The following is a 23,063-nucleotide window of genomic DNA, read 5'->3' as shown; positions in this document are numbered from 1 at the left end:
CCGGTCGGGGGACACTGTGCGTATGACCGCGGTTCTCGTCGCCTACGCAGGCAAGACCGGCGGCACCCGGGAGATCGCCGAGGTGATCGCCGAAGTGCTGCGTGACCACGGCCTTTCCGTGCGCGTGCTGGACGCCGCGGAGGTCACCGCCGTTCAGGAATACGCCGCCGTCGTACTCGGCAGCGCGCTCTACTTCCACCGCTGGCGGCCCGAAGCCGTACGGCTGCTGGAGCGCAACGCCGAGGCACTCGCCGGGCGGCCGGTGTGGTTGTTCCACAGCGGGCCGTGCGGGCCCGGCGCGGGCACCGCCCGGGTCAGCCTGCCCGCGCGCGTCGCGCTGCTCGCCGCCCGGATCGACGCCGAGCGCACGGAGACCTTCGGCGGCCGTCTCGACCCGGCCAAGGCGCGGGGCGTGGTGGCGCGGCTGGTCGCCTCGGGGCAGCGGGCCGGGGACTTCCGCGACTGGGACCGCATCCGCGCGTGGGCCTCCGACATCGGGCGCCGGGTGCGCATCCGCGTCCCGTTGTGAGGGATTCGCCTTGTCCTACCGGTATTTCCGCTGACCGGCAAGATCTTGTCCGCGGGCGCGCGGCGGGTGTAGACCGGGCCGGGGGGAATCCGGCGGCGAACGGGAGCCTGGTGTGGCGGACGGCGTGGCGACGGCGAAACCACCCCGGCGGTCGCTGACCCGGGACCAGCGCGACTCCTTCCTCGCCGCCCTGCTCGGCTGGAGCATGGACTCCTTCGACTACTTCCTGGTCGTGTTCGTCCTGGCGGACATCGCGAAGGACGCCTCCTTCGGCGCGAGCGCCACCCAGCTCGCCTTCATCACCACCGCGACGCTGGTGATGCGCCCGGTCGGGGCGCTGGTGTTCGGGCTGTGGGCCGATCGGGTGGGCCGCCGCCTCCCGCTCATCGTGGACGTGCTGCTCTACTCCGTGGCCGGGCTGCTGTGCGCGATCGCGCCCGACTACACGGTGTTGCTGCTCCTGCGGTTCGTCTACGGCGTCGGCATGGGCGGGGAGTGGGGGCTGGGCGCGGCGCTGGCGATGGAGAAGATCCCGGTGGCGCGGCGCGGGTTCTTCTCCGGGCTGCTGCAGGTCGGCTACTCCTTCGGCTATCTGCTCGCCGCGCTGGCCTACCTGCTGTTCCACTCGGCGCTGGGCCTGCACTGGCGCTGGATCTTCATGCTGAGCATCCTGCCCGCGCTGATCAGCCTGCTGATCCGGGCGCGGGTCAGGGAGTCCGAGGTGTGGGAGGCCACGCGCGAGAAGCTGCGCGTCACGCACACCTCGGTGAAGGACGTCCTGCTGAACCCGAAGGTGATCCGCCGGTTCGGCTACCTGGTGCTGCTGATGACGGCGTTCAACTGGATGAGCCACGGCACACAGGACGTCTACCCGAGCTTCCTCAAGGCGCACGAGCACGGCGGTGCCGGGCTGTCCGCGTCCACCGGCACGTGGATCGCGGTGCTGTACAACATCGGCGCCGTCCTCGGCGGGCTGACCTTCGGCGCGCTGTCCGAACGGCTCGGCCGCCGCCGCACCATCGTGCTCACCTCGCTGCTGGCACTGCCGATCCTGCCGATCTTCGCGTTCGACCACGGCGCCGGGATGCTCGCGCTCGGCTCGTTCCTGATGCAGGTCATGGTCCAGGGCGCGTGGGGCGTGATCCCGGCGCACCTGACCGAGATGTCGCCGGACGCGATCCGCGGGTTCTACCCCGGCGTCACCTACCAGCTCGGCAATCTCCTCGCGGCGCTGAACCTGCCGATCCAGCAGGCGATCGCCGAGTCGCACGGCTACTCCGCCGCTCTACTGTGGACGGTCGTGCCCACGCTGCTCCTGGTGGTGCTGCTGACCGCGATCGGCAAGGAGGCCAAGGGAATCCGGTTCGGCGGCGATGCCGTCGCGACGGCACCGGCAAGCGGTTCACAGCGCTGAGCGCCAGGGGTGGGCCTTGCCGTAAGTGGCCGCGATGGCGTCGTCGAGCCAGCGGCGCCGGACATCGCCGAGCAGGGGGAGCACGGCGGCGAAGTCGGACTCGTCCTTGGGCCGGGGATGGGCCGCCTTGTAAAAGAGTTGGATCTCCGGGGCGAGGTAGGGCACGCTGGCGGTGCCGAGAAGTCCGATCTCTCCGATTCGCCGACGTAGCAGGGGGTTCCGTCGCGAAACCCAGTCGTCGCCGTCGTGGTCGTCGAGCATGATCTGGATCCGCCACGGGCTCGCCGCGCCGGGGCGGCACCAGACGTCGTGCACGGCCGGGGGCAGGATCTCGCCCGGCCGCCACGGGCGCAGTACCCCGGGCGGGTCGGCGGCCCACCACTGCCAGCCGCCGAGCACGGCCTGCACGGCGAGCTGGTCGCGGCGCAGCAGGAGCACGTCGAGGTCGGCGTGCGCGCGCAGCCGCCGCCCCGCGAACAGTTCGAGCGCGTACCCGCCCGCGATCCACCACGGGACGCCGCACGCGCCGAACAGCCCCGCCGCCTCGGCCGGGGCCGCCGGATCCCAGTCGCCCCACGGTTCGCGGATCTCTTCGGGCATCCGGCGGCCTCCCTGTCCGGGGTTTGACTTGAAGCGCACTTTAAGTTTTAGCGTGATCACGAGAATTCACCAAGGGGGAAGGAGAACGCCGTGGTCGTGACGGCGGAGGAAGCACCGGGGAAAATGACACCCCAGCTGTGGCGGGTGTGCTGGGTGATCGTGTTCGGCGCCTTCGCGGGCATGCTCGACACCACCGTGGTCAACGTCGGAGTCGACACCCTCGTCCGGGATCTCGGCACCGGGCTCGGCGCGGTGCAGTGGGTGTTCACCGCCTACCTGATCGCGCTCGCGGTGTCGCTGCCCGCCTGCGGCTGGCTCACCCGCCGCTACGGCGCCGGGCGGCTGTGGCTGGCGGCGCTCGTCGCGTTCACCGTCGCGTCCGCGCTGTGCGCGTTCGCCGGGAACATCGGCTGGCTCATCGCGCTGCGCGTGCTGCAGGGACTCGCCGCCGGGCTGATGGTCCCGGCGGGCCAGACCGTGCTCGGCGAGGTCGCCGGACCGGCCCGGCTGGGCAGGGTGGTGTCCACCCTGGGCATCGTGGTCAGCCTCGGCCCGGCGATCGGCCCGCTGCTCGGCGGGCTGATCCTGCACTCGCTGAGCTGGCCGTGGCTGTTCCTGATCAACATCCCGATCGGCGTGGCCGGGACCCTGCTCGGCCTGCGGTACGTACCGCGCGGCGAGCGCGGCACCGCGCACCGGCCGGACGGCACCGGCTACCTGCTCATCGGCGTCGGAATCCCCGCGGTGATCTACGCGGCGACGGCATGGGGCGAGACCGGGACGTTCGCTTCGCCCCGCGTGTTCCTCCCGGCGCTCGCGGGAATCGCGTTGCTCGTGGCGTTCTGCGTGCGCACCCGGGGTCGCGAGCACCCGCTGCTGGACCTCGGGCTGTTCGGGAACCGGACGTTCGCGGTCGCCGCGGCCACCACCTTCTTCACCGGGCCCGCGATGTTCGGCGCGATGTTCCTGCTGCCGCTGTACTTCCAGGTGCTGGGCGGCAGCGACGTGGTCACCACCGGGCTGCTGATGATCGGCCTCGGCGCCGGATCGGCGATCGCGCTGCCACTGGCCGGGCGGTTCACCGACCGCTACGGGGGCGGGGCCGTGGCGCTGTGGGGGAGTGTGGCCACGCTGGCGGCCACCGTGCCGTTCGCGGTGGCCGACCTGCCGGTCGACGGCGTGTTCGTGCAGGCGCTGCTGGTCCTGCGCGGAATGGCGTCGGCGTTCCTGATGATGCCGGTCGGCACCGTCGCCTTCGCCGCGGTGACCCGGTCCCAGTTGCCCGACGGCACGGCCCAGATCAACATCGTCATGCGGGTCGGCGGCGCGGTCGGGACGGCGTTGTTCGCGGTGGTGCTGGCGAACGCGCTCCCCGACGGCCCGGCCATGGCATTCCGGACGGCGTTCGCCTGGCTCACCGGATGCAGCGTCGCGGCCGTCGGGCTGACCGCCTGGCTGTGGCGGGTTCAGCGCCGGAACCGGGCGGTCGCTGGCACTATGGCGTGATGGAGCATCGGCGGGTTTCCGTTGTCCGGGTCGTCCTGGCCGAACTCGCGGCGATCGCCGCGACGGTGGCGGGGGTGTTCCTGCCGCTGATGACCGTCCGGAGTTCCGAAGGTCCCGAGCCGAACGCGCCGGAGGTCGTGATCGGCGCGTGGTCGGTCGGATACGGCGTCCCGGGGAGAACCACGTTCACGGAAACCGCCGTCCCCGTCGGCCTGGTGCTGGTGGCCGCGGCGGCCGTGCAGCTGTTCGCGCTCGTCTCGGCCGCCCGCGCGCGACGCGTGCGGCCGGTGTCGGCGGCGGTGAGCGCGGCGTTCACCGCCGCCACGGCGGCCAGTATCGCGACGGTGACCCTCATGGTGTCTCCGGTGGGGCCCAACAGCCTGGTGGTCGTTCCCGACATCGGGGGCATCGCCCTGCTGGCGTCGGTCGTACTGGCCGTGCTGGCCGCCGTGCTCAGCTATCGGGCGAACCCCGGACCGGGGCTGCCACCGGCCCCGGCGGCGACCACGGGACCGGCGCCGGAACGGCCGGACGTCTCCATCCACGTCCTGCCACCGGAACCGCCACCCGGCGCCCCGGGCCCGGCGTGAGCGTCGAGGGTGTCGGATCCATGGCTGCGCATCGAGGTGCTCGACGGGGAGGTGCCCGCGAGCGCGTGGCGTCGCGCCTATGCCGAGGCATTGGTCGACGCCGCGATCGCCGATCGGGCGGTGCGGTGGTCGTGGCGGGTCCACTGTCGCGGCGTGGTGTTTGAGATCGCCTTTCGGACCGAACGCGTCCGCGACGAGTTCCGTCAGCGGCCCGCGGTCCGGGCAGCACTCGACGCCACACCGGATCCGCGCCACGGGCTGACCGTGATCCCCGGCGGTGGCGACTAGCCCCATCGGGGAGGTCGGACGGGTGATCGCCGAGCTGTGTGAGCTGACCGTGCACATCGACACGGGACGGTGGAGCGAGACGGTTCTCGACGCGGTGAGCCTCGCCGTGCCGGCGGGCCGGATCACCGCGCTGCTCGGCGAGTCCGGGTGTGGCAAGTCCATGCTCGCCGCCGCGCTGACCGGCGGGCTGCCCGAATCGGCTCAGGTCACCGGGGAGGTGCTCGTCGACGGCGTGCCCGTGCGGGATCGGCGGCACTGGCGGCGGCTGCGCGGCCGGACCGTCGGCCTGGTTCCCCAAGCGGGAGTAACCGCTTTCAGCGCGGGGCACACCGTCGGTGCCCAGTTGCGCGAACGGGAAAACCGGTACCGGCGATGGACTCTCGACCGCGCGTGCGCCGCGGCCCGCTATCCCGCCGACGCGTTCGATCTCCATCCCCACCAGCACTCCGGCGGGCAGATCCAGCGTGCCGCGCTCGCCGCCGCGCTGCTCCCCGCGCCCGAAGTGCTCATCGCCGACGAACCCACCGCCTCCCTGGACGCCGACCTCGCCCACGAGGTCTGGGCCACCCTGCGCCAATACGCGGACGCCGGTGCCGCCGTCCTCGCCATCACCCAGGACGTGTCCCTGCTGACCACCACCGGCGTCGCCGACCGGATGGCGGTCCTGCGCGAGGGCCGGATCACCGCCGCCGGGTCGGCGAGCGAGCTGCGCTCCCTCGCCGACCCGTACGTACGGGGCTTCTTTCTGGATTCTGTATAACGGCCTATACGTTCAGGCGAAGAGGGCCAGCGTGCAGAAACCGGTGGTGGCCACCAGAAGCGTCGACAACAGGCCCAGCAGGAGTGCCCGGCCGCCGGTGCGGATCAGGACGCCGATACGCACCGCGCAACCCAGCCCGAACAGCGCGCCCGCGAGCAGCAGGGTGGACGCGATCTTCGCGACGTCGAGCACGGCGCCGGGGAGGATGCCGGTGCTGCGCACCACGACCATGGCGAGGAAGCCGAGGACGAACAGCGGGACGAGCGGTGCGCGGGCGCCGTCGGGGCGGGTCCGCTTGCGGTTCTCGGCCACGCTCACCAGCGCCACCATCGGCGCCAGCAGGACGACGCGGCTGAGCTTGACCACGATCGCGATCGCCACCGCGCCCGCGCCCGCCGGGGTCGCCGCCGCGACCACCTGCGCCACCTCGTGCACGCTGATCCCCGCCCAGGTGCCCAGCCGGATGCCCTCCAGGCCGAGCGCGTTGCCCAGCAGGGGAACCGCCGCGATCGCGATGCTGCCGTAGCAGGTGACGAGCGCGACGGCCGTCGCGACGTCGGAGTCCTTGCGTTCGACGACGCCTTCCATCGCCGCGATCGCCGAGGCGCCGCAGATCGAGAACCCGGTCGCCACCAGCATCGCGAGCCCGCGCGGGACCCGGATCAGCTTGCCGATCCCGAGGGTGCCGGCGAAGGTCACCCCGACGGTCAGCACGACCGCGAGCAGGGTGCCGGGGCCGAGCGAGAGCACCGCCGGGAGGGCGAGCTGAAGGCCGAGCAGCACCACCCCGGCGCGCAGCAGGCGTTTGGTCACCCGGCCGATGGCCTGGCGGAGCTCGTCGGTGAGCACGGGAAGCGAGCCGGTGAGCACGCCGAGCACGACCGCGACGGTGAGCGCGCCGAGGACCGGCAGGGCGGAGCTGATCAGGTAGGCCACCGCGACGCCTGCCGCGGTGACGCCGAGTCCGGGAAGGACTGTTCTGGGGCGGGTCGTGGTCATGTTCGCAAGCCTCGCCCGCCCGCCGGTGTCGCGGTAGCCGTCGGCGCGTGCTGAGGTCATACACTTGGGCTATGACCGCACCCGACCTCGACTCACTCCGCCTGCTGGTGTTCGTCGACGAACTCGGCAGCATCGGGCAGGCCGCGGCCGCGCTGGGCATCGCGCAGCCGTCCGCGACGAAACGACTGTCCACACTGGAACGACGGCTCGGGCTGGCGTTGCTCAACCGCAGCCACCGGGGGTCCGGGCTCACCCCGGACGGCCGCGTCGTGGTCGGCTGGGCGCGCCGGGTGCTGGACGAGATGAGCGAGCTGCTCACCGGCGCGGAGGCGTTGCGCGCGCAACGCGAGGCCGAGCTCCGGGTCGCCGCGAGCATGACGCTCGCCGAGCACTTCGTGCCCGCGTGGATCGGCGAGGTCAAGCGCGCCCACCCCGATCGCTATGTCGGGCTGGAGGTGGTCAACTCCGAACACGTCGCCGAGCTGGTCGTGCAGGGCAAGGTGGACCTCGGGTTCGTCGAGTCGCCGGGCCCGCTGCCGGGCCTGGCCACCCGGAAGGTCGCGGCGGATCACCTCGTCGTGGTCGTGCCCGACGGGCATCGATGGGCACGCAGGCGCCGTCCGCTCACCGCCGCCGAGCTGGCGGCGACCCCGCTGGTGGTCCGCGAGCGTGGCTCCGGGACCCGCGAGACCGTCGACGCCGCGCTGCGCCGTGCCGGTGCGGGCGCGGTCACCCCGCTGCTGGAGCTGGGTTCGGCCTCGGCGGTGCGGAACGCGGTGATCTCCGGCGCGGGCCCGGCGGTGATCAGCGCGCTCGACGTCGCCCGCGAGGTCGCCGACCGCAGGCTGGTGCCGGTCGCGGTCGACGGGGTCGACCTCGGCCGCGCGCTGCGTGCCGTCTGGCCCGCCGGGCGGCGGCTCACCGGGCCCGCCGCGGAGCTGCTCGCCCTCGCGATACGCCGCTGACCTGCGTCCTTGCGTCCCGAATAGCGGCGATATATCGTGGCCATGTCGGTGATAGTCGCCGATAGGAAGGGGACAGATCATGGAGCGGACCACAGGTTTCGGCAGGATCTTCCGCGGCTTCGGCGAGCGCGGCGGTTTCGGCTTCGGGCACCCGGGGCACCCGGGCGGGTTCGGACGGCACGGACACGGGCAGCACGGCCACCCGGAGCACCCCGGTGACCACGCGGGCCACGGCTTCGGCCCGGAGGCGGCGCACGCCGGGCCCTCGCACGGACCGGGTTTCGGGCCCCCGTCGCACGGGCGTTTCCCCGGGTTCCCCGATCGTGATCCGCGCCGTCACGGCGGTTTCGGTTTCGGCCGCCCGGACTGGCGCGGTCACCCGGAGCATCCCGGGGACGGCGAGGGCTGGGGGACCGAGGAGGGCTTCGGGCCGGAGGCCGCGCACGGTGGCCCGCCGCACGGGCCGGGTTTCCCGCCGCCTCCGCCGCACGGCCCGGACCCCCGTGGCGGGTTCCCCGGATTTCCCGGCTTCCCGGGCTTTCCGGGTGGCCCCGGCCCGGGCGACCCGCGCCGGCACGGCGGCTGGTTCGGCGGCGGGCCGTGGCAGGGCAGGCGCGGGCCGAGCCGTCCGGTCCGGCCCGCGGTGCTGGCACTGCTCACCGAGGAGCCGATGCACGGCTACCAGATCATGCAGGAGATCCGGCGCCGCACCGGCAACGAGTGGCGGCCGAGCCCCGGCTCGATCTACCCGATCCTGCAGCAGTTGGAGGACGAGGGCCTGGTCCGGACGGCCGAGAACGGCGGCCGCCGCGTCGCCGAGCTGACCGAGGCCGGCCGCGAGCACGTCGCCGGTCGTGAGGAGGAGTTCGGCTCGCTGTGGGAGAGCGACTCCGCCGAGGCGCCGGGCGCGGATCGTTTCCAGGCGCTGTGGCGTCAGCTCGGTGAGCTTTCGGGCGCGGCCTCGCAGGTCGCCTACACCGGGACCGACGCGGAGTTCGCCGAGGTCCGGAAGGTGCTGTCCGAGGCACGCCGCAAGGTGTACGAGGTGCTGGCCGCCGCCGAGCCGGAGAACGACCTGTCCTGACCGGGGGCCGGTTCCCGCGGCGGTCCGTGAATGCCACATTGAGGGACTCTGAGTCCCTCAATGTGGCATTCACGGACCTTCAGGTCGGGGGTGTGGCGGGTGGTCGTGTGGTGGTCTCCCAGCCGAGCTGGGCGGACACCTTCGCCGCGGCGGCCGCCGTCACCCGGCCCGCGTCGTCGAGGCGGTGCCCGAATCGCGACACCGGGGCGGAGACGTTGAGCGCGGCCACCACCCGGCCGCGAAAGTCGCGTACCGGCGCCGAAACGCCGCACAGTCCCACTTCGAACTCCTCCCGCACGAGGGCGTAACCCTCGCGGCGGCACTCCTGGATCCTCGCCCACAGCTGCGGCAGAGTGTGCACTTCGGACAGTGGGAAACTGTTTTCCAGCAAGGGAAACCGGACGTAAAGCTCGTCGGGGCTCGCGTCGAGCAGCAGCACCCGCCCGGCCGAGGTGCAGTGCGCCGGGACCCCGCGGCCCTCCCAGCCCGCCACGCGGAACGAATGCCCCGAGACCGAAAGCAGCGTCAGTACTTCGCGGTCCCGCAGCACGCACAGGTGACTGGTCTCTTCGAGATCCTCGGAGAGCGCGTGCATCACCGGCTCGGCGGCGCGGACCAGCCGGTCCTGCGCGGTCCGCGCGACCAGGGAGAACAGCCGCCAGCCCAGGCGGTACTCCAGCGTGTCGGGATCGCGTTCGACGACACCCTCCTCGGCGAGCGCCTTGAGCGCGCGGGAGACCTGGCTCTTCTCCCGGCCGGTCAGCTGGGCGAGCCGGACCACCCCGAGCCCGCCCGCGCGCTGCGCTTCGGGGGAGGCGAGCGCTTCGAGCAGCGCGAGGTCGCGGCGCAGGCCGTGTCCCTGGCCGCGCGACACCGCACCCGCCCGCGGAACCGTCACGAGCGCAGCGTATCCCGGTGGCCGGTCTCCGGTTGGCGCCATCGCAACGCGCGTTGCGATCCACCAGCGGACCTTGCCCCGCCGCCCGTCCCGTTTCTACGTTCGATCACGTGAAGATCGTCGCCATCACCCTCGACCGGCTGCGGCTGGACCTCGACCCACCGCTGCTCGCGGCCTGGGATCCCGAGCCGCGCCGCCACTTCGACGCCACGATCGTGCGCGTGCACACCGACGACGGGGTCACCGGCATCGGCTCCGGGGACACCATGGCCGGGTTCGAGCAGGTCGAGCACCTGTTCCTCGGCCGGAACCCGCTCGACATCGTGCGGCACGTCAAGGCCATCGAAACGGCCAACTTCCACGGCGGCCGCTACTGGCCGCTGGAGGCCGCGTTGTGGGACATCGTCGGGAAGGTCGCGGGGCTGCCGGTCGCGACGTTGTTCGGCAACGCCGCCCGGTCCCTGCCCGCGTACGCCTCGTCGGCCGAGCTGAAGCCGCCGCAAGCCCGTGCCGAAGCGGCGCTGCGGGCGCGGGAGGCGGGCTTCCGGGCGACGAAGATCCGGATCGACCGCGACCGGGTGGCCGAGGGCGTCGCCGCGGTAGCGGCGGTGCGCGAGGCGCTCGGCCCGGACTTCGCGATCATGGTCGACCTGAACCAGTCCTGGCGGATGGCCGGGGACACCGCGGCGGCCACGGACCTCGCGAAGACCCGCGAGCTGGTCCGCCGGCTGTCCGAACTGGACGTCTTCTGGGTCGAGGAACCCTTGCCGTACGCGGACATCGACGGGTTCCGCACGCTGCGCGCGGAGAATCCCGGTGTCCGGATCGCGGCGGGGGAGATGCACCCGTCGGTGCCCGAGCTGCTGCGCTACCTGGAGCACGACGTGCTCGACGTCTACCAGATGGACGTCGTGCTCGCGGTCGGGATGCACCGGGCGCGGACACTGGCCGAACTGGCGCGGCTGAAGCATCGCGCGTTCACGCCGCACAGCTGGACCAACGGCATCGGGGTGCTCGCCAACCTGCACGTCGCGGCCGGGGTCGGCGGGGGACCGTACTTCGAGTTCCCCTACGACCCGCCCGGCTGGACCCCCGAACGCCGCGACTTCATGCTCGCCGAGCCACTGATGATCAACCCGGCCGGGGAGCTAGAAGTCCCGACGGCACCGGGACTCGGTGTCGAACTCGACGAGGAGGCGGTCTCGCGGTGGCGGATCCGATCGCGGCGCTGACGGCCCGCACGCACGAGGACTGGCTGGCCGCGGCCGGGCGGATCGCCCCGGAGACGCGGCCGTTCATCGGCGGCCGGTTCACCGATCCCCTTTCCGGGGCGACGTTTCCCACCACGTCGCCCCGGGACGGGCGGGTGCTCGCCCGGGTCGGCGACGGTGGCGCCGAGGACGTCGACCGGGCGGTGCGCGCGGCCCGGGAGTCCTTTGCGGACGGACGGTGGCGCTGGCTGGCTCCCCGGGAGCGCAAGCGGATCCTGCTGCGCTGGGCGGAGCTGGTCCTCGCGAACGCCGAGGAGCTGGCCCTGCTCGACACCCTGGAGATGGGCAAGCCGATCACCGAGTCGGTGCGTGTCGACGTCGTCAAGACGGCCGAGACCATCGCCTGGTACGCCGAGACGATCGACAAGACCTACGACGAGGTGGCACCGACACCCGGTGACGCGCTCGCGCTGGTCACCCGCGAGCCGCTCGGGGTGATCGGCGCGGTGGTGCCGTGGAACTACGCGCTGCTGATCGCTTCGTGGAAGCTCGCCCCGGCGCTGGCGACCGGGAACTCGGTGGTGCTCAAGCCCGCGGAGCAGACCTCGCTGGCCGCGCTGGTCCTCGCCCGGCTGGGCACCGAGGCGGGCCTCCCGGACGGCGTGCTCAACGTCGTGCCCGGCCGGGGTGAGGTGGCGGGCCGGGCACTCGGCCGTCATCCGGAGGTGGACAAGATCGCGTTCACCGGGTCGGCCGAGGTCGCCCGGCTGTTCCAGGTGTACGCGGGGGAGTCCAACGGCAAGCAGGTCGCGGTGGAGGCGGGCGGGAAGTCGCCGCAGCTCGTGCTGCCCGGCGCGGACCTGTCCGCGGTGGCCTCGGCCGTGGCGTGGGGCGTCTTCTACAACGCCGGGCAGACCTGCAACGCGGGTTCCCGGCTGATCGTGCCCGAATCACTGAAGGAACCGCTGCTCGCCGAGATCGTCTCGACGACCGAGGAGACCTTCCGTGTCGGCGACCCGCTCGACCCGGCCACGGTCATGGGCCCGATCGTCGACGAGGTCCAGCTGGACCGGATCCTCGGTTATGTCGACACGGGACGGTCCGAGGGCGGAAAGGTGGTGCTCGGCGGGGACCGCGTGCTCACTGGTACCGGTGGCACCTACTTCTCACCGACCATTGTGGACGGTGTGCGCAACGGCGACACCATCGCGCGGGAGGAGATCTTCGGCCCGGTGCTGTCCGTGATCTCCTACAATGGTGACACCGACGAGGGTGTCCGGCTGGCCAACGACACCGACTTCGGGCTCGCCGCGTCGGTGTGGACCCGCGACGTCGGGACCGCGCACGCGGTCGCGAAACGGCTGCGGGCGGGCACGGTGTGGGTCAACACGTTCGACGCGAGTGACGTGATCACGCCGTTCGGCGGGTTCAAGGCGACCGGGGCGGGCCGGGACAGGTCCCTGCACGCGCTCGCCGCGTACACCGCGCTCAAGACCACCTGGATCGACCTTTCTTGAGGAGACCGCCATGCGGCTGAGCGTGGAACCGTCCGGACGGCTGGAGTTCGGGCCCGGCGTACTGGCCGGGCTGCCGGGGTTCGTGGCGGAACTGGGGCACGACCGGGCGTTCGTGATCACCGATCGCGGACTGCGGGCGACCGGGATCGTCGGGCGGGTGGAACGGACGCTCGCGGCGGCGGGGCTGGCGCACGAGGTCCACGAGGACGTCGGTCCCAATCCGTCCACAGTGGAGCTTGACAGGGGTGCCGCGCGGCTGCGGGGCTTCGGGAACGCCGTGGTGGTGGCGCTCGGCGGCGGCTCGGCGCTGGACGCGGCGAAGGGAATCTCGGTGCTGGCGGGCAATCCGGACGCCGTCGCGGCGGACGCGGACACCCTGTGGTCGGCGGCGGACGGCCTGCCGATCGTGGCGGTGCCCACGACGGCGGGGACCGGCGCGGAAACCAACGGTTTCGGTGTCGTCGAAGACCTGCACGTCCGCCGCAAGGTCTATATCGGACACTCGTCGGTGCTGCCCAGGATCGCCGTGCTCGACCCGGAACTGACCCTCGGCCTGCCCGCGCCGGTCACCGCGTCGACCGGGCTGGACGCGCTAGTGCACGGGATCGAGTCGCTGGCTTCCCGTGGTGCGAACCCGGTGTCGGCGGCGTATGCGACGCAGGCGGTCTCGATGGTGAGCCGGTGGCTTCCGGTCGCGTACCGGGACGGCGCCGATCTCGAAGCGCGGTCGCGGCTGATGCTCGGCGCGCACCTCGCGGGCCGGGCGCTGACGTTGTCCGGGCTGGGCCTGGTGCACGGCATCGGGCACGCGCTCACCGCGCGCACCGGGACCCCGCACGGCGTCGCGCTGGCCGCGGTGCTGGAGGAGGTGATGACCTTCAGCGCTCCCGCCGCCGCGTCCGCCTACGAGACGGCCGCGCGCGCGATGGGTGTCTCCACTGTGGACGGTGGTGGGGCGGACGCGGCCATCGCGGCGGTGCGGGAGATCTCGGGGTCGATCGGGATCAAACGTCCGTTGCGGGAGCTCGGCGTCACCCGCGAGATGCTGCCCGCGATCGCGGAGGCGGCCGTGGCCGACGCCGTCACGAAGAACTCCCCGCGTCTGCCCGCCCCCGCCGAAGTCCTGGACCTGCTCCAGGCGGTCCACTGATCCGCCGCGGTCGAGCGCCCCAATGTGGCATTGGGTGCGTTGGACGCACCGAACGCCACATTGGGGCGCATGGGGGCCGTGGGGGGCGAGACGCTCTGAAGGCCACCTTGAGGGCGTTCAAGTCCCTCAAGGTGGCCTTCAGAGGCCTTCGAAACCTACTGCTTCATGCCGTGTTCGATGGCCTCGATGATCCGCGGCCGCAGCTCGGCGGCGCTGACGATCGCGTCGACCGAGCCGACCTCGACCGCGCGCTGGATGCTGTGCACCCGGTCGAACTCCGCGGCCACCTCACCCAGCTTCTCCGCCCGCACCGAGGACTGCGTCTCGGCCAGTTCCGCGGCCAGCGCCGCGCGTTCGGCGCCGCTGCTCTCCCCGACCCGTGCCTGCAACGCGACCACCCGGGGGTCGTTCGCCGTGCGGGTGTTGACGTCGTTGGTGAACACCACGGCCGCCGCCGGGGCCCCGCCGAGCACCGAGGCGAACGAGCCCTCCAGCGCCAGCACCGTCATGTTCGGGTTCAGCGTCTTCGAGAAGACCACGAACGCGCCGCCGTGGTACCGCGAGATCACGGTGAACACGATCGGGCCCTCGAAGTTCACGATCGCGCGGCCGATCTCGGCGCCGTACTCCAGTTGCAGCTTGCGCAGTGACTCCGGCGAGCCGTCGAACCCGGACAGGTTCGCCAGCACCACCAGCGGCCGGTTCCCGCTGGCCGCGTTGATCGCGCGCGCCGCCTTCTTCGACGAGCGCGGGAACAGCGTGCCCGCGGTGTAGGTGTCCGGGCCGTCGGTGGGCGGGAAGCCGCGGCGGGGTACCGACCGCGATTCGATGCCCAGCAGGCAGACCGGCCACCCGCCGATGTGGACGTCCTGCACCGCGGCGGTGTCGGCGTCGGCCATGCCCGCCCAGCGTTCCAGTACCGGATGGTCCTGATCGGACAGTGCGCGCATCACCGTCCTGATGTCGAACGGCTTCTTGCGGTCCGGGTTGTGCTCGGCCGAGAAGATCTGGCCCACCGTGGTGAAGTCGCTGCCGACGACGGCGTGCGGGAAGACCGAGACGTCCCGGTCGAACGGGTCGTTCGTGCTCGCGCGCCGCGGCGAGGTCTCACCGGGGACGACGTAGGTGTGGTCGTAGTGCGACATCAGCACGTCCCGCGCCGCGCCGAGGTTCGGCGCCCAGTACTGCGCCTGCCCGTTCGGCCCCATCACCCGGTCGTAACCGCCGATGCCGAAGTTGTCCTCGGCCGAGACACCACCGGAGAAGTCCAGCGCCTGCTTGCCGGTCAGCACCATCGCCGAGTCCGGCGTCATCACCAGGATTCCCTTGGTGTGCATGAGCATCGTCGCCTCGGCGTTCCAGTACGGCTGGGCGCCGACGTTGATGCCGGAGACGACGACGTTGATCTCGCCGCCCGCCTGGGTGAACTCGACGATCCGCTTGAGCGCCGCCGCGACCCAGTCCATGTTCTCGGTGCCGGAGTCCATCGAGATCCGCGCGCCGGAGGACAGCGCGAACCACTCCAGCGGGACCCGCATCCGTTCGGCGAGGTCCAGCGCCGCGATGACGCGGGAACATTCCGGTTCGGACAGCGCGCCCAGCGACTTCGTCGGGTCGCCCAGCAGCACCACGCGGGTCACGCCCTCGGGGTAGCGCCGGGTCGGCGTGCTGACCACCCCGGCGACGATCGCGGCCCTGTTGTGGCCGCGCGGCCGGTCGACCGGGACCAGGACCCCGGCCTCGTCCAGGTCGTGCTCGACGAAGCCGCCCCGGTTCCCGGCGAGCATCGCGGTCAGCTCGTACGGGTAGACGGTGCCCCGCCGCGCGGCGCGCAGCACCTTCTGCCGGTAGTCGTCCAGCGGCTCGACCACCGTCGTCGCCGGTTCGCTCACCGAGAGCTGGAAACCCTCGCGCGCGCTGATGTCGGAGGTGATGCTGACCTCGACGTCGGTCAGCTCACCGGTTTCCCGGTCCCGCTGGCGGGCCAGGAACTTGACCTCCTCCAGCCCGGCGCCCACGGCCGAGGGCAGGATGCGCTCGGTCAGCATGCGCAGCTCGTCCATGGTGAGGTCCGTCGGCGGCCACACGTAGATGACGATCCGGTTGGTGTCGAAGCGTTTCTTCGCCGGGCGCTGGGGCTGGACGTGGCGGATCGCGTCGAGGCACGCGGAGAGCGTGTCCTCCGCCGCGGGCAGCGAGACGAGCCTGCCGTCGGCCTCGCGCAGCGGAGTGAGGTCGCGCACCTGCGCCATCGCGACCAGCCGCTCGTCGTCCGGGTTGCTGCGCGCCACGCACTTGAACAGGTACACCTCCTCGTCGGAGGAGGGCAGCCGGGTGAGGTCGAACTCGCGCAGCCGCCGCAGCTGCAGCCGCTCGGCGATCTGCGGGTGCAGGCCACGGATCAGCCGCTCCTCGGCGAACCCGTCGCCGGTACGGCGGAAGGTGAAGTGGTGGTGCATCACCGCGCCGTCGCTCCCGGCGACGGTGGTGGTGATCCGGTCGACGCGGGCGGGCAGCGGATGCGCGGCGAGCACCCGGCCGAGCTGCTCGGCCATCGCGTCGGCGTCGGGCTGCCCGTCCCAGGCGACGTACAGGTCGGCCACCAGTTCGCTGTCCCCGGACAGCTCGCCGGCGAGGTCACCGACCACGCGGACGGCCTCGGGCAGCGCCGGGAAGTCGACCGCGGTGGTCGCGACCCGGGTGTGGCGCTCGGCGGCGGTGTGCTCCGCGGTGACGAACACGCAGCCGGCCAGCACCCGCGCCCGGATGTCCTCCAGCGCCCGGTTGCCGTAGTAGCGCCGGGTCACGACCTCCAGCAGCGGCGCGGTACCGGCGCCAGGGCGGGCGATGCGCTGGCCCAACAGCCGTACCAGCGGTTCCGCGCTGGACACCATGGCGGCGATCCGCTCGGCGCGGTCCGGGGTCTCCGGGTACCGGTCGAGGTAACGCAGGTTCTTGCGGATCCCGGCGTAGACCTGGGCGCGGCTGCGCCGCAGCAGCGGCTGGGCGAACCAGCGGTACACCACACCACGCGCGAGGTCGGACACCGCGGGGAAACGTACCTGGGTGGCGGCCACGAGCCGTTCCAGCGCGAGCCCGGTGGGTTCCCGCATCGAGTCCACCGGCGGTGCCTCGGTGATCCACTGGCGCAACAGCGCGGAGACGACGGCGACGTCCGAGGACGCGCGCTGCTGGGCCAGGAAGATCCGGAAGACCGCCTCCTCCAGCTCCGGCGTCCGTTCGAGCTCGGTCACCCCGTACTGGCCGAGCACCTGGCGCAGCCGCGCCTGGAACTGCTCGGGCAGCCCGGCGCGTTCGACGTCGAGGCTCTGCAGGTAGGTGTGGAAGTACTCGCGCGGGCTGTGCACCGGGGTGTTCGGCTCGCTGTCCTCGCCGGCGGGCTTGTTCCGGCTCAGCTCGGACAGTTCCGCGAACACCGACAGCAGGCCGAGCTCACCGGTCAGCAACTGTTCGGGGGCACCGAGTTCGGCGCGCGCGGCCAGGTAGTCCGTCAGCGACGGGGTCCATTCCCCGGCGACGTCGAAGCCGAGCAGCTGGCTGCGGAGGTCTTGGAGGCCGCGGGCGGCCCGGTCCGCGGCGGAGGCGCCGTCGGGCTGGGCGGGCAGGTCGATCTCCACCACCGCACTGTCCTGATCGGACTCTTCGGCGGTGTCGCCGTCCGCCAGCGGTTCCAGCCGCATCAGCGGCGCGCCGGTCTCGACCTGGCTGCCCACCGACACCGGGCACTCCCGGACGCGGGCGCGGAACGGCGCGCGCAGCACCGTCTCCATCTTCATGCTTTCCAGCACCAGGATCGGCGCGCCGGACTCGACCTCGTCACCCACCGAAAGCGGTGTGGCGACGACGAGCGCGGGCGCGGGGGAGCGGACGACGCCGCCTTCGTCGCGGCTGATCCGGTGCGCGACGCCGTCGACCTCGACGAGGTGGATCGGCCCGTGTGTCCCGGTGACGAGACGGAAACGCGTGCCGTTGACCGTGATCTGCCCGCTGTGCCGGTCGAACCGCTCGATCTCGACGTCGGCGGGCCGGAAGTCGCCACCGCCGCTGATGCCGACGCGGAAGCGCGTCTGCCCGACGCGCGCGACGCCGACGCGGTAGCCGACGCCACGCAGTTTCAGGTCGAGCGGCCGGCCGCTCTCGTGCTGTACCTGGGGACGTCCGCCGTGCGCGGTGGTCAGCAGCCGCTGCCGGGCGACGTCCTCCTCGTCGCGGTAGGCCTCGATCGCCGCCGCGGCCAGCGCGATCGCCGAGTGCCGGTGGGTGATCAGCCCGCCCTCGGCGCGGACCCGGTCGATCCAGCCGGTGTCGGCGCTGCCGTCGATCACCTCGGGCCGGTCGAGCAGGTCGAGCACGAAGCTCTTGTTGGTCGCGCCGCCCTCGATGAGCACGGTGGTCTCGGCCATCGCCCGGCGCAAGCGGGCGAGCGCCTCGTCACGGTCGCGGCCGTAGGCGATGATCTTGGCGATCATCGAGTCGAAGTCGGCCGGGATGGTGTCGCCCTCGCTGACGCCGGTGTCGACGCGGATGCCCGGTCCGGCGGGCAGGGCCAGGCGCGCGATGCGGCCGGGGGAGGGGGCGAAGTCGCGGTCCGGGTCCTCGGCGTTGAGCCGTGCCTCGACCGCGTGCCCGAGCTCGGCGGGCTGGGCGCCTTCGAGCTTCCCGCCGTTCGCGACGTGCAGCTGCAGCTTGACCAGGTCGGTGCCGGTGGTCACCTCGGTGATCGGGTGCTCCACCTGGAGCCGCGTGTTGACCTCGAGGAAGGCGAACAGCTGCTCGCCGGGGTGATACAGGAACTCGACCGTGCAGGCGCCGCGGTAGTTCACCGCCACGGCGAGCCGCTCGGCCGAGGCCTTCAGCTCCGCGGTCTGCGCCGGGGCGAGCACCGGCGACGCGGACTCCTCGATGATCTTCTGGTTGCGCCGCTGCACCGAACAGTCGCGGACACCGAGCGCCCACGCCGTCTCCCCGTCGGAGATCACCTGGACCTCGACGTGCCGGGCGCCGGTGACCAGCCGCTCCAGGAACACGACGCCGGAACCGAACGCGCGCAGCGCCTCCTGGCTGGTGCGCTCGTAGGCGTCGGCGAGGTCGTCGGCGGAGGTGACCTTGCGGATGCCGCGCCCGCCGCCGCCCGCGGTGGCCTTGAGCATCAGCGGGTAGCCGATCCGGTCGCCCGCCTTGAGCGCGTCGTCGAGGTTCGCCACCTCGCCACGGCTCCACGGGGCCACCGGGACCCCGACCTCCTCGGCGATCAGCTTCGCGCCGATCTTGTCACCGAGCTTGCGCATCGCCTCGGCGCTCGGCCCGACGAAGGTGATCCCGAGCTTCGCGCACAACTCGGCGAAGACCGGGTCCTCGGCGACGAATCCCCAGCCGACCCACGCCGCGTCGGCGCCGGTCTCGGTCAGCGCGCGCTCCAGCACGGCGTAGTCGAGGTAGGGCCGCGCCGAGGCGGGGCCGAGCGAGTAGGCGAGATCCGCTTCGCGCACGAACGTCGCCGTCCGGTCCGCGTCGGTGTACAAAGCCACGGTCTCGATCCGCTTCCCGGTCTCCGCGGAGAGATCCCGGACTGCGTGGATGAGCCGCATCGCGGCCTCTCCCCGGTTCACGATGGCGACACGACTGAACACCGACTGAGCCTCCCAAGTACGCACAGAAGGCGACGTCCCCTTGTCCTGGGGCGTCGCCTGCTCCTGCCTACACAGTGCTCTCTTACCAGCCGGTACACCAATGTCACCTATGACGCATGCCGTGGCCCCGGTTTTGGAGGAACCATCCAAAAAGCGGCCCAGGCCACACCGGCCGGACGGCCGTTCGCTCCAGATCTGCCACAAAGCCGGGTGGTGGTCCCCTGGTGGTAACCGCGGGTTCACGGGGCGCTGACGACCAGCGAGGTGTCGAAGCGGATGTCTCGTCAAGAGGAGTCGCACTTGGTTATTGAATCGTGACCAGGCGGGTGGGATTCGAGGGTCGCGGCTGCCAGGTGTCCGGGCCGCCGTGGCCCTCGTCCCGTGGTGCGGCCGTTCCGGTACTCGTCGATTTCCCCGGCTCGCGGCACCACTGCCGAACGACGGGATCACGCGTTTTGTGGATCATTTCCGTTGTGTCATTTGACACGGAGGCGGGCGGCCATGAGGAGTAGTGTCGTGGCGGCTACTAGTAGCCCGGGGTGCCGCGCTGGAGGTCATGTGTCTCTTTTCGAGCGTTTCATGATCGGAGTTGATATCCAGAAGTACAGTGACCGGCCCACCCGTGGGCACGTCGTACTTCAGCGGGAACTTGATCGAATCCTGAACGAGGCGGCGGAGAACGCGGGAATCAGTCGTGCGCGGTGGGAACGGCAGACCGGGGGCGACGGCGAACTCGCGATATTGCCGCCTGATGTCGATTTGATCGCTGTTGTCCGCGGGTTCGTCAACGAGCTGGACATCCGGCTCGCGGAACACAACGACGACCACAACACGAAAATGCAGATGCGGCTGCGCGTCGCGATGCACAGCGACGTCATGACGGCGGGGCCGCTCGGCTGGGCTGGACCCGCCCCGATCGTCACGGCCCGCCTGCTCGACTCGAAGCCGGCGCGGGCCGCGCTGGACGAGAGTTCCCGCGCGCACCTCGTGCAGATCGTTTCCCGGCCCGTGTACCAGAAGGTCGTCGGGTCGGGACTGGGCGGGCTGCGGCCGGAGCAGTTCCGATCGGTCCAAGTCGCGGTCAAGGAGTTTCGCGAGACCGCCTACGTATGCGTACCAGGGGATTCACCACCCTCGCAAAGGCCGGCCGGGAAGCCGGCCTTTCCCTTTCGGATCGCCTTCCCGAAACGGCCCGGCCCGGAGAACGCGCCGGCATCGCCCGGGGAACGCCCGGCGCCCGAGCTGGGGCCGGACCCGGGGCCGGAGGACGAGCTGGACCCGGGGACGAAGGACCGGGTGCGGCAGATCGGGGAGTTCCTGCGGGATGGCCGGGTGGGCAGCGCCGACACGCTGACCACGGTGACGCTGGTCGAATCCGCGGGCCGCGGCCGCAACGGGTGGCTGCGGTCCGCCGACGGCACGGGGTTGCCGCTCGCCCTGATCGCCGAACTGGACGCGGTGTGGGCGGAATCCTCCGGTGGGGCCTGGGGATTCCGTGCCCAGCAACGGAGGCTGGCGGATCTGGGCCTGGCCGGGCGCCGGGAGTTCCGCGAGGTCTGCGTGCGGCTCGGCTGGCGCGCGGAGCAGGACGAGGTATCGCTTCGCTATCCCTTGTTCACGCGGCAGGCGGTGGAAAGCGAGCCCTTTTACCCGACGCTGCGAAATCCGGAGCGGGAGGTCTATCCGGAATGGCATGACGAATGGGCCTCCACGATCATGTCCGTCCATAGGCGACTGCGGCAACTGGAGTGGTGACGTGGAGTACGTGGTTCTCATTGTGGTGCTCGCCGCCGCGGGGTACGTCGGGGTCGCCGGGCTGCGTACCGTTCCGGCGGGCAAGGTCGGGATCGTCACCAAGACGATCGGCCTGCGAGCCGAGGGGGACGACGACCCGGCGGTCAGCCGCGGCGGGGGAAAGGGCGTACAGGCGCGAACGCTCAAGGCCAACGACCTTCGCTGGCTGGTGCCGTTCGTCTACGAGCTCCGGACCGTGCCGAGGACGCACGTCCCGGACGGGATGATCGGCATCGTCGTGGCGAAGGTCGGCAAGAACCGCCGGATCGGGGGTTCACTGGCCAAGCACGTGGAGTGCGACTGCTACCGGGACGGTGTCAGGTTCCTCGCCGACGGCGGTGAGCAGGGGCCGCAACAGCAGGTCCTGATGAGCGGCTACTACGAGATCAACACCGAGATGTTCGAGGTCAGGACCGTGCCGAGGACGCACGTCCCGGACGGGACGATCGGCGTCGTCGTGGCCAAGGTGGGCGGGATTCGCCCAGCCGGGAGCCAGATGGCCAAGCACGTGGAGTGCGACTGCTACCGGGACGGTGTCAGGTTCCTCGCCGACGGTGGCGAGCAGGGGCCGCAACAGCAGATCCTCACCGGTGGCTACTACGACATCAACACCGAGATGTTCGAGGTCATCACGGTCGAGACGGCCGAAGCGGCCGGACGCGAGGGCATCGACCTCGCGGACCTGCGGGACGTCAAGCTCGAGGTCGCCGAGACCGGTGTCGTCGTCACGCACCTGGGCGCGGAAAGCCCCGACGACCGGTCGTCGGTCGCGCCGAGGGTGCCCGGCCACAACAGCTTCCAGGAGCCGTGGGTCTTTCTGGCAGGCAACGGCCAGAAAGGCGTCCAGCAGGAGACGTTGCACGACTCCGGACGCTATTCCATCAATCCCTGGTTCGCCCATGTCGTCAGGATCCCGACACGTGAGTTGATCCTGGAGTGGGCGAAACACAAGAAGTCCGACGACAATCTGGACGCCTCGCTCGACCAGATCGTGCTGAACGTGCAGGGACACACGGTCCGGCTCGACATGAAGCAGACCGTGCAGATCCCCAGGGAAGCGGCGCCGGCTCTGGTCCTCCGGTTCGGGACGACGAACGACATCGGCGGACGGGCTACGGTGAAGCAGCTCGTCGAGAAGGTGATCGTATCCACTGTGGACGGATACTTTCGGCGGGTTTCCGCCGAGCGCACGATTCTGGACTTCATCACAAAGTACAACGAACTGTGCAACGACCTGACGGGTGAGGTCCGGCAGGCGCTGGCGCCCATCGGTGTCCTCGCGACCACCACGAACCTCGAAGAATTCGAATGCGAGGACTCGGAAATCAACGAGCGCCGCAGGCGGGTCGCCCTGCAGGAACAAGCGGTGGTCCTCGCGAACGCCCGGCTCGCCGAACTCGAAGCGGACAAGAAGAACGAAGAAGTGCTCGCCGGTATCGAGATGATGCGAGTGAAAGTAGAGGAAGAACGGGAAAAGTTGAAATACGTCAAGGTGAAGGTGCTTGCCGAGCAGCTGGGTCCCGAGTATGTCGGGTTCGAGCGCGTGCTGGCGCAGTACGCCAAGGCGCAGGTCCCGAACGTCATCAGCGGAGCGGGCGGCGGCGACGGTGTCGACGCGTTGCTCCGGGCCATGCCCGCCGCGCAGATCCTGGATGTCCTGAAGGATTGGGGTGCGCGAAAGGACGGCGGCAACCAGGTGCCCCGGCAGGACGAACACAAACCGCTCACGAACGGCGAGAACGACTCGGACGGGGCGAGCGAAAAGTGACGACCTGTTCCACGATGAGGTTTTCTCATCAAGGGTGGTGTGCGCACGTTCCGGACGCGTCGTTCGGGACGTGCGCCGGGTCAGGATGTCTCGTACGCCTCGTTGGGGACGGTAAGCGACGCTGGTGGCCTTTGGCGGGGTGAGCAGGGTGCTGAAGGACGCTTTCAGTGCGTTGACCGTGCTGAAGGACGCCTTCGGTGCGCTCAGTGCACCGAAGGCGTCCTTCAGCACACCCCGACACCAACACGCCCGCCCCTACTGAAAAAACCTCGATCTGGCGCAACCGGAGCGTCGACGGTCGCGGGTGATCGAGAAGCCAGGGCTCGCGCCCACCTGCAG

17 protein-coding genes are annotated in these 23,063 nt (G+C 71.3%); 13 read left to right on the top strand and 4 right to left on the bottom strand.

Going from position 1 to position 23,063, the window contains the following annotated elements; all coding sequences use genetic code 11:
• The first annotated feature begins 22 nt into the window (after positions 1-22).
• Positions 23-529 carry a flavodoxin domain-containing protein gene (locus tag ABD987_RS02410; RefSeq protein WP_345386327.1) on the top strand — a complete coding sequence of 169 codons (507 nt, stop codon included), beginning with the start codon at positions 23-25 and terminating at the stop codon, positions 527-529.
• Positions 530-734: 205 nt separating this feature from the next.
• The gene (locus tag ABD987_RS02405; protein WP_345386808.1) at positions 735-1,943 is read left to right on the top strand and encodes an MFS transporter; all 1,209 of its coding nucleotides are present in this window, start codon (positions 735-737) and stop codon (positions 1,941-1,943) included.
• On the opposite strand, the gene ABD987_RS02400 is transcribed toward ABD987_RS02405, so the two are convergent.
• Positions 1,932-2,543 carry a nucleotidyltransferase domain-containing protein gene (locus ABD987_RS02400; RefSeq protein WP_345386325.1) on the bottom strand — a complete coding sequence of 204 codons (612 nt, stop codon included), beginning with the start codon at positions 2,541-2,543 and terminating at the stop codon, positions 1,932-1,934. The genes ABD987_RS02405 and ABD987_RS02400 overlap by 12 nt on opposite strands.
• Positions 2,544-2,633: 90 nt before the next feature.
• Here ABD987_RS02400 and ABD987_RS02395 point away from each other — a divergent pair, with 90 nt between their 5' ends.
• The 4 genes from ABD987_RS02395 to ABD987_RS02380 are packed head-to-tail and all read left to right on the top strand — an operon-like array spanning position 2,634 to position 5,687.
• The gene (locus ABD987_RS02395) at positions 2,634-4,049 is read left to right on the top strand and encodes a DHA2 family efflux MFS transporter permease subunit (RefSeq protein ID WP_345386323.1); all 1,416 of its coding nucleotides are present in this window, start codon (positions 2,634-2,636) and stop codon (positions 4,047-4,049) included.
• Positions 4,049-4,639: a hypothetical protein gene (locus tag ABD987_RS02390; RefSeq protein WP_345386321.1), complete on the top strand. Its 591-nt coding sequence runs from the start codon at positions 4,049-4,051 to the stop codon at positions 4,637-4,639. The genes ABD987_RS02395 and ABD987_RS02390 overlap by 1 nt, the downstream gene beginning before the upstream one ends.
• A gap of 9 nt (positions 4,640-4,648) precedes the next feature.
• Positions 4,649-4,927 carry a hypothetical protein gene (locus ABD987_RS02385; protein WP_345386319.1) on the top strand — a complete coding sequence of 93 codons (279 nt, stop codon included), beginning with the start codon at positions 4,649-4,651 and terminating at the stop codon, positions 4,925-4,927.
• A 22-nt stretch (positions 4,928-4,949) separates the two neighbouring features.
• Positions 4,950-5,687, top strand: a complete 738-nt coding sequence (locus ABD987_RS02380; RefSeq protein WP_345386317.1) for an ATP-binding cassette domain-containing protein — start codon at positions 4,950-4,952, stop codon at positions 5,685-5,687.
• A 12-nt stretch (positions 5,688-5,699) separates the two neighbouring features.
• Here the strand turns inward: ABD987_RS02380 and ABD987_RS02375 are convergent, their stop codons facing one another.
• On the bottom strand, positions 5,700-6,686 hold the full coding sequence (locus ABD987_RS02375) for a YeiH family protein (RefSeq protein ID WP_345386805.1): 987 nt from the start codon (positions 6,684-6,686) through the stop codon (positions 5,700-5,702).
• A gap of 71 nt (positions 6,687-6,757) precedes the next feature.
• Between ABD987_RS02375 and ABD987_RS02370 the strand changes: the two genes are divergently transcribed.
• Complete coding sequence (locus ABD987_RS02370) at positions 6,758-7,651, top strand: LysR family transcriptional regulator (RefSeq protein ID WP_345386315.1); 894 nt, start codon at positions 6,758-6,760, stop codon at positions 7,649-7,651.
• 79 nt (positions 7,652-7,730) lie between these two features.
• Positions 7,731-8,735: a PadR family transcriptional regulator gene (locus tag ABD987_RS02365; RefSeq protein ID WP_345386313.1), complete on the top strand. Its 1,005-nt coding sequence runs from the start codon at positions 7,731-7,733 to the stop codon at positions 8,733-8,735.
• A 79-nt stretch (positions 8,736-8,814) separates the two neighbouring features.
• Here the strand turns inward: ABD987_RS02365 and ABD987_RS02360 are convergent, their stop codons facing one another.
• A complete protein-coding gene (locus ABD987_RS02360; RefSeq protein WP_345386311.1) occupies positions 8,815-9,633 on the bottom strand; it encodes an IclR family transcriptional regulator in 819 nt (272 codons plus the stop codon).
• Between the two features lie 110 nt (positions 9,634-9,743).
• On the opposite strand from ABD987_RS02360, the gene ABD987_RS02355 reads away from it, so the two are divergent.
• Genes ABD987_RS02355 through ABD987_RS02345 form a run of 3 tightly spaced genes read left to right on the top strand, consistent with a single transcriptional unit; the run spans position 9,744 to position 13,511 of the window.
• On the top strand, positions 9,744-10,865 hold the full coding sequence (locus ABD987_RS02355) for a mandelate racemase/muconate lactonizing enzyme family protein (RefSeq protein WP_345386309.1): 1,122 nt from the start codon (positions 9,744-9,746) through the stop codon (positions 10,863-10,865).
• Positions 10,841-12,361 (top strand): aldehyde dehydrogenase, encoded by a 1,521-nt coding sequence (locus ABD987_RS02350; protein ID WP_345386307.1) that lies wholly within the window; start codon positions 10,841-10,843, stop codon positions 12,359-12,361. Before ABD987_RS02355 ends, ABD987_RS02350 begins: the two co-directional genes overlap by 25 nt.
• A 10-nt stretch (positions 12,362-12,371) precedes the next feature.
• Positions 12,372-13,511, top strand: a complete 1,140-nt coding sequence (locus ABD987_RS02345) for an iron-containing alcohol dehydrogenase family protein (RefSeq protein WP_345386305.1) — start codon at positions 12,372-12,374, stop codon at positions 13,509-13,511.
• Positions 13,512-13,666: 155 nt separating this feature from the next.
• On the opposite strand, the gene ABD987_RS02340 is transcribed toward ABD987_RS02345, so the two are convergent.
• Positions 13,667-19,162: an ATP-binding protein gene (locus ABD987_RS02340; RefSeq protein WP_345386302.1), complete on the bottom strand. Its 5,496-nt coding sequence runs from the start codon at positions 19,160-19,162 to the stop codon at positions 13,667-13,669.
• 501 nt (positions 19,163-19,663) lie between these two features.
• Between ABD987_RS02340 and ABD987_RS02335 the strand changes: the two genes are divergently transcribed.
• Positions 19,664-20,917 carry a GUN4 domain-containing protein gene (locus tag ABD987_RS02335; RefSeq protein WP_345386300.1) on the top strand — a complete coding sequence of 418 codons (1,254 nt, stop codon included), beginning with the start codon at positions 19,664-19,666 and terminating at the stop codon, positions 20,915-20,917.
• A gap of 1 nt (position 20,918) precedes the next feature.
• Entirely contained in the window at positions 20,919-22,724 is a 1,806-nt protein-coding gene (locus ABD987_RS02330) for an SPFH domain-containing protein (protein ID WP_345386298.1), read from the top strand.
• Positions 22,725-23,063 lie beyond the last annotated feature (339 nt).

Source organism: Amycolatopsis samaneae, from assembly GCF_039541975.1.
GTDB classification, from domain to species: Bacteria; Actinomycetota; Actinomycetes; order Mycobacteriales; family Pseudonocardiaceae; genus Amycolatopsis; species Amycolatopsis samaneae.
The sequence above is the reverse complement of the archived record's forward strand: the minus strand, read 5'-3'. Positions and strand labels throughout refer to the sequence as shown.

Bases quoted from the DNA above. Each gene is read 5' to 3' on its own strand.
- ABD987_RS02410 (WP_345386327.1), top strand. From the start codon at position 23: ATGACCGCGGTTCTCGTCGCCTACGCAGGCAAGACCGGCGGCACCCGG.
- ABD987_RS02405 (WP_345386808.1), top strand. From the start codon at position 735: ATGGACTCCTTCGACTACTTCCTGGTCGTGTTCGTCCTGGCGGACATC.
- ABD987_RS02400 (WP_345386325.1), bottom strand. From the start codon at position 2,543: ATGCCCGAAGAGATCCGCGAACCGTGGGGCGACTGGGATCCGGCGGCC.
- ABD987_RS02390 (WP_345386321.1), top strand. From the start codon at position 4,049: ATGGAGCATCGGCGGGTTTCCGTTGTCCGGGTCGTCCTGGCCGAACTC.
- ABD987_RS02375 (WP_345386805.1), bottom strand. From the start codon at position 6,686: ATGACCACGACCCGCCCCAGAACAGTCCTTCCCGGACTCGGCGTCACC.
- ABD987_RS02370 (WP_345386315.1), top strand. From the start codon at position 6,758: ATGACCGCACCCGACCTCGACTCACTCCGCCTGCTGGTGTTCGTCGAC.
- ABD987_RS02365 (WP_345386313.1), top strand. From the start codon at position 7,731: ATGGAGCGGACCACAGGTTTCGGCAGGATCTTCCGCGGCTTCGGCGAG.
- ABD987_RS02345 (WP_345386305.1), top strand. From the start codon at position 12,372: ATGCGGCTGAGCGTGGAACCGTCCGGACGGCTGGAGTTCGGGCCCGGC.
- ABD987_RS02335 (WP_345386300.1), top strand. From the start codon at position 19,664: ATGAGGAGTAGTGTCGTGGCGGCTACTAGTAGCCCGGGGTGCCGCGCT.